Origin of the sequence: Cedecea sp. FDAARGOS_727, assembly GCF_012273235.1 — a bacterium.
Lineage (GTDB): Bacteria > Pseudomonadota > Gammaproteobacteria > Enterobacterales > Enterobacteriaceae > Cedecea > Cedecea davisae.
In genome coordinates, this window is the sequence record NZ_CP050966.1 from 1607541 (window position 1) to 1619609 (window position 12069).

The following is a 12069-nucleotide window of genomic DNA, read 5'->3' on the forward strand; positions in this document are numbered from 1 at the left end:
ACCCCCCTTTATTAATTTGCCCCTCTCAACGAGATCTCACCGCCAACCCAGGCCTTTATTATTCCGTCCTGTTCCAGCAATAACCCACCCTGCTCATTAATACCGCGGGAAATACCAAGAACTTCTCGTTCCCCGATAATCAATTTAACCGGTCGATTAATGAAATTATCCAGTTTTTCCCAGCGAGGAAGGAATGGAACCAGACTTTCCTGCTCAAACAGCTGAAGCGCTGTACGCAGCTCCTGGATCAGGGTCACTGCCAGCGTATTTCTATTAATGCTTATCCCGGCTTCCTGCAGGTTGATCCAGCCCTGATTAATGACATCGGCCGCTACATTTCTCATGGCGAGATTAATTCCTGCGCCAATGACAATCTGCGCGGCATCGCCGGTTTTACCGGTCAACTCTACCAGGATCCCGGCAAGTTTGCGGTCGTTGAGATAGAGATCGTTTGGCCATTTAACTCTGACATCTTCGGCCCCAAGCCGTTGCAACACTTCTGCCATAACGATACCGATGACTAAACTCAGACCAATAGCCGCCGCTGGCCCCTGCTCAAGACGCCAGTACATAGAAAGATAGAGATTGGCGCCGAAGGGGGAAAACCACTGGCGCCCTCTTCTACCGCGCCCGGCTTGTTGATATTCGGCTATACAAGCATCACCAGACTGGAGCGTATCGAGCCGGTTAAGCAAATATTGGTTGGTTGAATCAATCACCGGTAATACGGCAACTGTTCCTTCAGCAACCTGAGATTTAATAAATGATTCATCCAGGAGTTGAATAGGCTCCGGCAGGCTGTAGCCCTTACCCGGTACGGTAAAGACATCAATGCCCCAGTCCCGCAGGGTTTGAACATGCTTATTGATTGCGGCCCGGCTCATGCCAAGCTGCTCACCCAGCTGTTCGCCAGAGTGAAACTCACCGTCGGCCAGAATGCTAATTAGCGTCAGAGGGACTTTATTATCTTTCACGCAATCGTCTCCACAGCGCTGACTTCACCCGTGCTGCCAATAAAGCGAACTTCAGGCTCAAGCCAGACATCAAATTTCACCCCGACCTGTTGGCGGACGTAGTGTGCCAAAGCAATAACATCGGCGCTGCTTGCGCCATCTTCATTAATTATCACCAATGCCTGGTGGCGATGAACGGCTGCCCCACCTATGCGATGACCTTTTAGCTGACATTGATCGATAAGCCAGCCAGCAGCAAGTTTAACGCTGCCGTCCAGCTGAGGATAATGTGGTACGTTAGAAAAGCTGGATAATAACTTTTCAGACTGCTCGGCGGTAATAACCGGGTTTTTAAAGAAGCTACCCGCGTTGCCATTTACTTTAGGATCGGGAAGCTTCGACATTCTCATGTGGCAAACACTATCAAATATTTGTCGTGGGGTTACGCTGGCAGGATCAAGCCTGGTCAGATCGCCGTAGCTCAGTATTGGCTGCCATACTTTAGGAAGACGGAAACCAACGGCCACAATGGCAAAACGGTCCTGATATTCATGTTTGAAGATACTGTCACGGTAAGCAAACCGACACTCTTCATTACTCAAACGCAGAGCCTTACCGGTACTCAACTCAATACAGTCCACATAATTGCAGACCTTTTTGATCTCCATGCCATAAGCGCCAATGTTTTGAATTGGCGAAGACCCTGCGCAGCCGGGTATAAGAGCAAGGTTTTCCAGGCCCGGCATCTCCTGCTGTAACGTATATTCAACCAGCTGATGCCAGTTTTCGCCTGCGCCGACATGAAGTAACCATGCATCGTCAGATTCAGTAACCTGAATCCCTTTAATACGATTCACAATTACCGTTCCCTCAAAATCCTTCAGGAATAGAACATTGCTTCCTTCACCCAGAATAAGTACCGGCTGCCCAGCACGAGCGGCTTTCGCCCATGATTCTGTAAGTTGTTGTGCAGATTCAGCAACGACTATCTGCGCTGCATTTGCCTGAATACCGAAGGTATTGAAGGTTTTAAGAGAGGAGTTCATGTCAGCCATTTTCCGGAATATAAACCGAAGTAGTTTACCCGATCCTGCCGGGATTGGCTTGCCTGTCTCCGTATAACGCGCATAGCAAAAGGGCCCAGTCTTTTGATTGAGCCCTTTCACCTGATTTGAATATTTCTTAGAAAGCAAAAAACCCCGGCCGTCAGGCTGAGGTCTTTTGTTTTATTTGATGCCTGGCAGTTCCCACACTACTCGTATCATCCTGATACTCGCCCCTCCGGGGCCGCCGCTCGCGGCGTTCAAACGTGTTCCCGACACGTTTGTCGCATGGCCATGCTCGTGTAGAAAATTTCCATGGTTCTGATAAAAACAAAAAGGCCACCCGTAAGGGTGGCCTTGATGTTTTATTTGATGCCTGGCAGTTCCCTACTCTCGCATGGGGAGACCCCACACTACCATCGGCGCTACGGCGTTTCACTTCTGAGTTCGGCATGGGGTCAGGTGGGACCACCGCGCTACGGCCGCCAGGCAAATTCTGTTACTGACCGTCATCTCGTGACCATCAGTTCAATCCTGAACTTCGCTGAAAATCGATTTGTCTCGCAAAACACCTTTGGTGTTGTAAGGTTAAGCCTCACGGGTCATTAGTACTGGTTAGCTCAACGTATCGCTACGCTTACACACCCAGCCTATCAACGTCGTAGTCTTCAACGTCCCTTCAGGGGTCTCAAGGACCCAGGGAGAATTCATCTCGGGGCAAGTTTCGCGCTTAGATGCTTTCAGCGCTTATCTCTTCCGCATTTAGCTACCGGGCAATGCCATTGGCATGACAACCCGAACACCAGTGATGCGTCCACTCCGGTCCTCTCGTACTAGGAGCAGCCCCCCTCAATTCTCCAGCGCCCACGGCAGATAGGGACCGAACTGTCTCACGACGTTCTAAACCCAGCTCGCGTACCACTTTAAATGGCGAACAGCCATACCCTTGGGACCTACTTCAGCCCCAGGATGTGATGAGCCGACATCGAGGTGCCAAACACCGCCGTCGATATGAACTCTTGGGCGGTATCAGCCTGTTATCCCCGGAGTACCTTTTATCCGTTGAGCGATGGCCCTTCCATTCAGAACCACCGGATCACTAAGACCTGCTTTCGCACCTGCTCGAGCCGTCACTCTCGCAGTCAAGCTAGCTTATGCCTTTGCACTAACCTCACGATGTCCGACCGTGATTAGCTAACCTTCGTGCTCCTCCGTTACGCTTTAGGAGGAGACCGCCCCAGTCAAACTACCCACCAGACACTGTCCGCAACCCGGATCACGGGTCTACGTTAGAACATCAAACATTAAAGGGTGGTATTTCAAGGTTGGCTCCACGCAGACTGGCGTCCACGCTTCAAAGCCTCCCACCTATCCTACACATCAAGGCTCAATGTTCAGTGTCAAGCTATAGTAAAGGTTCACGGGGTCTTTCCGTCTTGCCGCGGGTACACTGCATCTTCACAGCGATTTCAATTTCACTGAGTCTCGGGTGGAGACAGCCTGGCCATCATTACGCCATTCGTGCAGGTCGGAACTTACCCGACAAGGAATTTCGCTACCTTAGGACCGTTATAGTTACGGCCGCCGTTTACCGGGGCTTCGATCAAGAGCTTCTCCTTGCGGATAACCCCATCAATTAACCTTCCGGCACCGGGCAGGCGTCACACCGTATACGTCCACTTTCGTGTTTGCACAGTGCTGTGTTTTTAATAAACAGTTGCAGCCAGCTGGTATCTTCGACTGCCTTCAGCTCCACCCGCGAGGGGTTTCACCTACCGACAGCGTGCCTTCTCCCGAAGTTACGGCACCATTTTGCCTAGTTCCTTCACCCGAGTTCTCTCAAGCGCCTTGGTATTCTCTACCTGACCACCTGTGTCGGTTTGGGGTACGATTTAATGTTACCTGATGCTTAGAGGCTTTTCCTGGAAGCAGGGCATTTGTTACTTCAGCACCGTAGTGCCTCGTCATCACACCTCAGCGTTAACAGAAGTCCGGATTTACCTAAACTTCCCGCCTACATGCTTAAACCGGGACAACCGTCGCCCGGCTAACATAGCCTTCTCCGTCCCCCCTTCGCAGTAACACCAAGTACAGGAATATTAACCTGTTTCCCATCGACTACGCCTTTCGGCCTCGCCTTAGGGGTCGACTCACCCTGCCCCGATTAACGTTGGACAGGAACCCTTGGTCTTCCGGCGAGCGGGCTTTTCACCCGCTTTATCGTTACTTATGTCAGCATTCGCACTTCTGATACCTCCAGCAGACCTCACAGTCCACCTTCAACGGCTTACAGAACGCTCCCCTACCCAACAACACATAAGCGTCGCTGCCGCAGCTTCGGTGCATGGTTTAGCCCCGTTACATCTTCCGCGCAGGCCGACTCGACCAGTGAGCTATTACGCTTTCTTTAAATGATGGCTGCTTCTAAGCCAACATCCTGGCTGTCTGTGCCTTCCCACATCGTTTCCCACTTAACCATGACTTTGGGACCTTAGCTGGCGGTCTGGGTTGTTTCCCTCTTCACGACGGACGTTAGCACCCGCCGTGTGTCTCCCGTGATAACATTCTTCGGTATTCGTAGTTTGCATCGGGTTGGTAAGCCGGGATGGCCCCCTAGCCGAAACAGTGCTCTACCCCCGAAGATGAGTTCACGAGGCGCTACCTAAATAGCTTTCGGGGAGAACCAGCTATCTCCCGGTTTGATTGGCCTTTCACCCCCAGCCACAAGTCATCCGCTAATTTTTCAACATTAGTCGGTTCGGTCCTCCAGTTAGTGTTACCCAACCTTCAACCTGCCCATGGCTAGATCACCGGGTTTCGGGTCTATACCCTGCAACTTAACGCCCAGTTAAGACTCGGTTTCCCTGCGGCTCCCCTATACGGTTAACCTTGCTACAGAATATAAGTCGCTGACCCATTATACAAAAGGTACGCAGTCACCCCATAAATGAGGCTCCCACTGCTTGTACGTACACGGTTTCAGGTTCTGTTTCACTCCCCTCGCCGGGGTTCTTTTCGCCTTTCCCTCACGGTACTGGTTCACTATCGGTCAGTCAGGAGTATTTAGCCTTGGAGGATGGTCCCCCCATATTCAGACAGGATACCACGTGTCCCGCCCTACTCTTCGAACTCACAGTATGTGCATTTTAGTGTACGGGAGTATCACCCTGTACCCTGCGACTTTCCAGACGCTTCCACTAACACACAAACTGATTCAGGTTCTGGGCTGCTCCCCGTTCGCTCGCCGCTACTGGGGGAATCTCGGTTGATTTCTTTTCCTCGGGGTACTTAGATGTTTCAGTTCCCCCGGTTCGCTTCGTTAAGCTATGTATTCACTTAACGATAGTGTGTCGAAACACACTGGGTTTCCCCATTCGGAAATCGCCGGCTATAACGGTTCATATCACCTTACCGACGCTTATCGCAGATTAGCACGTCCTTCATCGCCTCTGACTGCCAGGGCATCCACCGTGTACGCTTAGTCGCTTAACCTCACAACCCGAAGATGTTTCGCTTCGAATTATGAAAATTTGAGAGACTCGAACACACTTCTATTCTGTTCTTATTACGGAGAACAGAAACAGTGTGTCGTTTCAATTTTCAGCTTGTTCCGGATTGTTAAAGAGCAAATACTTCGCAGTACACCGTTGCCGGTACACTCTGAAGTAGGTTTGGTGCATGAAATGATGGTGGAGCTAAGCGGGATCGAACCGCTGACCTCCTGCGTGCAAGGCAGGCGCTCTCCCAGCTGAGCTATAGCCCCATCGATTTCGTAAAACCTTTGATTACCACTCACACTGAGGCCTTTCCTTTTTCTTCCGAAAAAGAAAATGCAATTCGTTCTGAGACAAGGCATGGAATAACGAAGCATACTAAAGTATGTGAGTTATTTCATAACGCAGTATCAGGGAGAATTTGGTAGGCCTGAGTGGACTTGAACCACCGACCTCACCCTTATCAGGGGTGCGCTCTAACCACCTGAGCTACAAGCCTATAAGGTTTTACTGCTCGTTTTCTATCAGACAATCTGTGTGAGCACTACGCGGGTTTGTATCTTTTAGGTAAGGAGGTGATCCAACCGCAGGTTCCCCTACGGTTACCTTGTTACGACTTCACCCCAGTCATGAATCACAAAGTGGTAAGCGCCCTCCCGAAGGTTAAGCTACCTACTTCTTTTGCAACCCACTCCCATGGTGTGACGGGCGGTGTGTACAAGGCCCGGGAACGTATTCACCGTAGCATTCTGATCTACGATTACTAGCGATTCCGACTTCATGGAGTCGAGTTGCAGACTCCAATCCGGACTACGACGCACTTTATGAGGTCCGCTTGCTCTCGCGAGGTCGCTTCTCTTTGTATGCGCCATTGTAGCACGTGTGTAGCCCTACTCGTAAGGGCCATGATGACTTGACGTCATCCCCACCTTCCTCCAGTTTATCACTGGCAGTCTCCTTTGAGTTCCCGGCCGAACCGCTGGCAACAAAGGATAAGGGTTGCGCTCGTTGCGGGACTTAACCCAACATTTCACAACACGAGCTGACGACAGCCATGCAGCACCTGTCTCAGAGTTCCCGAAGGCACCAATCCATCTCTGGAAAGTTCTCTGGATGTCAAGAGTAGGTAAGGTTCTTCGCGTTGCATCGAATTAAACCACATGCTCCACCGCTTGTGCGGGCCCCCGTCAATTCATTTGAGTTTTAACCTTGCGGCCGTACTCCCCAGGCGGTCGACTTAACGCGTTAGCTCCGGAAGCCACGCCTCAAGGGCACAACCTCCAAGTCGACATCGTTTACGGCGTGGACTACCAGGGTATCTAATCCTGTTTGCTCCCCACGCTTTCGCACCTGAGCGTCAGTCTTTGTCCAGGGGGCCGCCTTCGCCACCGGTATTCCTCCAGATCTCTACGCATTTCACCGCTACACCTGGAATTCTACCCCCCTCTACAAGACTCAAGCTTGCCAGTTTCGAATGCAGTTCCCAGGTTGAGCCCGGGGATTTCACATCCGACTTAACAAACCGCCTGCGTGCGCTTTACGCCCAGTAATTCCGATTAACGCTTGCACCCTCCGTATTACCGCGGCTGCTGGCACGGAGTTAGCCGGTGCTTCTTCTGCGAGTAACGTCAATCACTGAGGTTATTAATCTCAATGCCTTCCTCCTCGCTGAAAGTGCTTTACAACCCGAAGGCCTTCTTCACACACGCGGCATGGCTGCATCAGGCTTGCGCCCATTGTGCAATATTCCCCACTGCTGCCTCCCGTAGGAGTCTGGACCGTGTCTCAGTTCCAGTGTGGCTGGTCATCCTCTCAGACCAGCTAGGGATCGTCGCCTAGGTGAGCCATTACCCCACCTACTAGCTAATCCCATCTGGGTTCATCCGATGGCAAGAGGCCCGAAGGTCCCCCTCTTTGGTCTTGCGACGTTATGCGGTATTAGCTACCGTTTCCAGTAGTTATCCCCCTCCATCAGGCAGATCCCCAGACATTACTCACCCGTCCGCCGCTCGTCAGCAAAGTAGCAAGCTACTCCCTGTTACCGCTCGACTTGCATGTGTTAGGCCTGCCGCCAGCGTTCAATCTGAGCCATGATCAAACTCTTCAATTTAAAAGTGTTTGATGCTCAAAGAATTAAAACTGTTTATAAAATCAGTAGTCACTCTTCAAGACTTGATATTTTTTTGCATCCGAAGATGCTGAGATATCAATCCTGCGAGTGCCCACACAGATTGTCTGATAAATTGTTAAAGAGCAGTGCTACTTTCTCAGTAGCGCGGGGTGTGCATATTACGCTTTCCCGCTGCGTAGTCAAGCATTTATTTCTCGCTTCACTCCGCCTGACACGCCGCTTTGCAAGCCGTTGTTCCGTGTCAGTGGAGGCGCATTATAGGGAGTTCTTCGGCGGTGACAAGGGTTTATTTAAAAAAACTTTCTGACCGCATTCTTTTTCGCCAACTCGCTTATTTACAACGCTATTTGGTGTTTAACTGTTCAATTTCATGGGCAAAACGGGCGACTTGCTGCCAATCCGTATAAACCACTTCTTTACTGGTATCCGTTTCACCGTCGGTCATTTTCATAATTAAGCGAATCATGAAGCGGTCCAGCCAGCCGTAACGTGGATAACGCAGCGCACCGGCAAACACAGCACAATGATCGGGACGCCAGACCGAGTTGAGCAAGAACTTACGCGTATAAGAGTTGGTTTGCGGGGAACGCTTCTCCGGCTTACGCGCAACCAGGTTTACAGAGAAGAATGCGCTGGCACGTTGATTAAGCTGCTGCTGGTATTGCTTAACGAAGGAATCAACCGAGGAGTGGAAATGCCCATAGCGAATGGAAGCCCCAATCACCACTCGATCATAATTAGCCCAGGCGATATCGTCGCAGCGATGTAGATTCACCACATCACTGTCTACACCCAGCTCTTTCAGCTCGGATGCTATATAAGAAGCAATCTCACGAGTTTGACCATCTCGGGTCGAAAACAGAATTAAGGTTTTCACACAGGCTCCGGTTACTCTCGCCAGAATGTAGGCGTGAACAGTACTAACAAGGTAAAGACTTCAAGACGACCAAACAGCATATTCACGATCAGTATCCATTTGGCAACGGGATTCATGCTGGCGAAGTTATCGGCCACCACCCCAAGGCCAGGCCCCAGGTTGTTGAGGGTTGCCGCAACAGAAGCAAACGCGGAGAAGTCATCGACCCCGGTGGCAATAATCGCCAGCATGCTGACGATGAAGACCAGCGCATAAGCGGAGAAGAAGCCCCACACCGCTTCAAGAATACGCTCCGGCAACGCACGGTTACCCAGCTTAATACTGTAAACCGCATTCGGGTGCACCAGCCTTTTCAACTCGCGGTTACCCTGTTTGAACAGCAGAAGAATACGGATAACTTTCAGGCCGCCGCCGGTAGAGCCTGCGCAGCCGCCGATAAACGCGGAACAAAGCAGCAACACCGGCAAGAATAGAGGCCAGCGGGCAATACTGTCTGTGGTAAAGCCCGCCGTTGTCGCCATTGAGACAACCTGGAAGAAGGCCTGATTTAGCGTTTGCAGCGCTGACTGGTAAGTATTGTGGAACCACAGCACCAGAGTACAAACTAATACCAGCGTTAACTGCACGCCGATGAACATGCGGAATTCGGGATCACGCCAGTACACTTTCAGGCTGCGTCCGCTGAGTAAAGAGAAGTGCAGGCCGTAGTTACAGCCAGATATCAGCAGGAAGATAGCGATGATGGTATTAATCGTCGGGCTATTAAAGTAGCCGACGCTGGCATCATGAGTAGAGAAGCCGCCGATAGCGATAGTGGAGAAGCTGTGGCCGATGGCATCAAATGCGGGCATTCCCGCGAACCAAAGCGCCAGCGCACAGGCAACCGTCAGCAGGACATAAATCAGCCACAGCGTTTTCGCCGTCTCGGCAATACGCGGGCGCATCTTATTATCTTTCAGCGGCCCCGGCATTTCCGCCCGGTAAAGCTGCATCCCCCCGACGCCGAGGATAGGCAGGATTGCCACAGCCAGGACGATGATCCCCATCCCGCCGAACCACTGCAACATCTGACGGTAAAAGAGAATCGCGTGAGGTAAGGAGTCCAGGCCCACCAGCGTCGTCGCACCGGTCGTCGTCAACCCGGAAAAGGACTCGAAGAATGCATCGGTCACCGTCAGGTTTGGCCGCTCGGAAAAGATAAACGGCAGCGACCCCACACTTCCCAGCACGGTCCAGAACAGGACGACTATAAGGAAGCCCTCCCGCGGTTTGAGCTCCCCCTTCTCCCGCCGGTTAGGCCACCACAGCAGGGAGCCGATAACGAGGGCGACAAAAAACGTCTGAGTAAAGGCGCGGCCGGCACCATCGCGATAGATCAGAGCCACTAAGCCGGGAAGTATCATGGTTCCGGAAAAGAGGATAACCAACAGGCCAACGATTCGGGTTATGGCGCGAAAATGCATTTCAGCCGTTTCCTTAAATATCTATAAATAACGAGGGGGATTATTATTCAAACGGCAATAAATGCAATGCACCACGGCTAAAATCAGTCAGCCGTGCGCCGAAGGTCGCCACCTGGTTTTGCGGCAGAGCAACGCGCAACGCAATGGAAGCCTGGAAGTCACTTTCGACAATGATTCCTTCGAACTGCTTGAGCAAAGCTTCAACGCCCGCCAGATGCGAATAGTCGCACTGCAAAGTATATTCGGTCAGCGGTACTTTGAGCACCACCGGCAGCTGATTTAGCGCCAACTGCACGCCGCCTCCATAGGCCCTGACCAGGCCGCCAGTGCCTAGCTTGACCCCGCCATAATAGCGCACGACTACCGCTGTTATTTCACCAATACCTTTGCCCATCAGCTGCGCCAGGATAGGTTTCCCCGCCGTTCCGGCAGGCTCGCCGTCATCGGAAAACCCCAGCTGTTGCGAATCATCCGGCGCCCCCGCCACCCAGGCCCAACAGTGATGCCGAGCATCCGGGTGTTCGGCGCGTACTTTCTCTACGAATGATTTAGCCGCTATAACCCCGTAGGTATGCGCGACAAGGGTAATAAAACGGCTTTTTTTGATTTCCTCGCTGACCGTTACTGGCTCAGCGGGGATTGGCCAGCTTTCCATTACGCGAGCTTCAGATTACGCGTCATGTTTTCGGTGCTGTTTTCATAGATAACAACGTTATCTTCGATGCGGATGCCGCCAAACGGCTTCAGCGCTTCGATGCGCTTCCAGTCGAAGTGCTTGCTGTACTTCCCTTCGCGCCATGGAGCCAGCAGGGACTCAATGAAATAGAGACCAGGCTCAATGGTCAACACCATGCGCGGTTCCAGCACGCGGGTACAACGCAGGTAAGGGTGTTGGGTTGGCGCAGCAAGATGTGTCCCGGTGTCGTCCTGCATAAACCCGGCGACATCATGCACCTGCAGACCCAGCGGATGGCCAATACCGTGCGGCATAAACGGACTGGTAATACCGGCTTCCAGCATGGCTTCTTCGCTAATATCGTTCACCAGCTTATGGCGACGCAGGATCTTAGCAAGGCGTTGATGGAACTGGATGTGGTAGTCGGTATAGCGCACGCCGGACTTCATGGTGTCAATAAGCGCCAACTGCTCGGTATTAACGTCTTTGATCAGCTGTGCAAAGTCGCTGTCGGCATGAGTGGTCCAGGTGCGCGTCAGATCGGCGGCATACCCGTTGTACTCTGCCCCAGCGTCCAGCAGGAAGCTGCGTGACTCAGCGGGAGCACGGTGATCCAGTTTTGTGTAGTGCAGTACCGCCGCGTGCTCATTTAGCGCAACGATGTTGCCGTAAGGCACATCGATATCGCGGTGGCCGGTCGCCGTCAGGTAAGCACTATTGATATCAAACTCGCTCATCCCGGACAGGAATGCCTCATGGGCTGCCCGGTGGCCGACAACCGCCGTTTTCTGAGCTTCCCGCATACACGCCAGTTCGTAGTCAGTTTTATAGGCGCGGTAATAATGCAGGTAGTCGATCGCCCCTTTCGGGTTGATGTTGGCAGCGGCAATATCAAGCTGCAAAGCGCGCTCAGGCACCGGGCCAATATAACCGATGTTGCCACGAGCGGCCGGCAGCTGGCTGCCAATACCGTCGGCTTTCGGCAACGCAATGACGTCGATATCGTCGGTCCAGAAGGATTCCGGCAGCGGCTCTACGTTATGCCAGTAGTCCACCGGCAGATAGAACCACAGCTTCGGCTTATTCACGCCATCCACCAGCAGCCAGCAGTTAGGAACCTGCGTTACCGGAACCCAGGCTTTAAACTGCGGGTTAACTTTAAACGGATAGGCATGGTCATCGAGGAAGACGTTGAACAGCTCCCCGGAATGAATAAGTAATGCATCAAGGTTAAAACGCGCCAGAACGTTACGGGTACGCTCCTGCAGAGTTGCCACATGATCTTTATACAGCGCGGCCAGTGATTCCATAATTTACCCTTCTGTTTTTTTTACCTGTTCGCCACGCATCTTAGCACACCGGTAAAACAGCCGAGTTATTTCCGCCACCTGTGATCCTGTTAGCAAATATTTAAACAGAAATTTGCATTTCA

The 12069-nt window shown here is 52.0% G+C and carries 6 protein-coding genes, 2 tRNA genes and 3 rRNA genes; all 11 read right to left on the reverse strand.

Features of this window, described 5'->3' with window-relative positions; genetic code table 11:
• Positions 1 to 11 precede the first annotated feature (11 nt).
• The gene (gene birA, locus FOC35_RS07745; protein ID WP_172568601.1) at positions 12 to 974 is read right to left on the reverse strand and encodes a bifunctional biotin--[acetyl-CoA-carboxylase] ligase/biotin operon repressor BirA; all 963 of its coding nucleotides are present in this window, start codon (positions 972 to 974) and stop codon (positions 12 to 14) included.
• Positions 971 to 1999, reverse strand: a complete 1029-nt coding sequence (gene murB, locus FOC35_RS07750) for a UDP-N-acetylmuramate dehydrogenase (protein WP_172568602.1) — start codon at positions 1997 to 1999, stop codon at positions 971 to 973. The genes birA and murB overlap by 4 nt, the downstream gene beginning before the upstream one ends.
• Before the next feature lie 371 nt (positions 2000 to 2370).
• A 5S ribosomal RNA gene (rrf, locus tag FOC35_RS07755) occupies positions 2371 to 2486 on the reverse strand.
• 94 nt (positions 2487 to 2580) lie between these two features.
• Positions 2581 to 5488, reverse strand: a 23S ribosomal RNA gene (locus tag FOC35_RS07760).
• A gap of 195 nt (positions 5489 to 5683) precedes the next feature.
• Positions 5684 to 5759 (reverse strand) — tRNA-Ala (locus tag FOC35_RS07765).
• Positions 5760 to 5912: 153 nt separating this feature from the next.
• Positions 5913 to 5989: transfer RNA gene (locus FOC35_RS07770), tRNA-Ile, on the reverse strand.
• 69 nt (positions 5990 to 6058) lie between these two features.
• Positions 6059 to 7600: ribosomal RNA gene (locus tag FOC35_RS07775) — 16S ribosomal RNA — on the reverse strand.
• The 16S, 23S and 5S rRNA genes sit together here with 2 tRNA genes alongside, the layout of an rRNA operon.
• 364 nt (positions 7601 to 7964) lie before the next feature.
• On the reverse strand, positions 7965 to 8498 hold the full coding sequence (hemG, locus tag FOC35_RS07780) for a menaquinone-dependent protoporphyrinogen IX dehydrogenase (RefSeq protein ID WP_172568603.1): 534 nt from the start codon (positions 8496 to 8498) through the stop codon (positions 7965 to 7967).
• Between the two features lie 11 nt (positions 8499 to 8509).
• Positions 8510 to 9961 (reverse strand): Trk system potassium transporter TrkH, encoded by a 1452-nt coding sequence (gene trkH, locus FOC35_RS07785; RefSeq protein WP_016539030.1) that lies wholly within the window; start codon positions 9959 to 9961, stop codon positions 8510 to 8512.
• A gap of 43 nt (positions 9962 to 10004) precedes the next feature.
• Positions 10005 to 10616, reverse strand: a complete 612-nt coding sequence (locus FOC35_RS07790) for an IMPACT family protein (RefSeq protein WP_172568604.1) — start codon at positions 10614 to 10616, stop codon at positions 10005 to 10007.
• Positions 10616 to 11947 carry a Xaa-Pro dipeptidase gene (gene pepQ / locus FOC35_RS07795; protein WP_016539028.1) on the reverse strand — a complete coding sequence of 444 codons (1332 nt, stop codon included), beginning with the start codon at positions 11945 to 11947 and terminating at the stop codon, positions 10616 to 10618. Before pepQ ends, FOC35_RS07790 begins: the two co-directional genes overlap by 1 nt.
• Positions 11948 to 12069 lie beyond the last annotated feature (122 nt).

Bases quoted from the DNA above. Each gene is read 5' to 3' on its own strand.
- trkH (WP_016539030.1), bottom strand. From the start codon at position 9,961: ATGCATTTTCGCGCCATAACCCGAATCGTTGGCCTGTTGGTTATCCTC.
- murB (WP_172568602.1), bottom strand. From the start codon at position 1,999: ATGAACTCCTCTCTTAAAACCTTCAATACCTTCGGTATTCAGGCAAAT.
- FOC35_RS07790 (WP_172568604.1), bottom strand. From the start codon at position 10,616: ATGGAAAGCTGGCCAATCCCCGCTGAGCCAGTAACGGTCAGCGAGGAA.
- pepQ (WP_016539028.1), bottom strand. From the start codon at position 11,947: ATGGAATCACTGGCCGCGCTGTATAAAGATCATGTGGCAACTCTGCAG.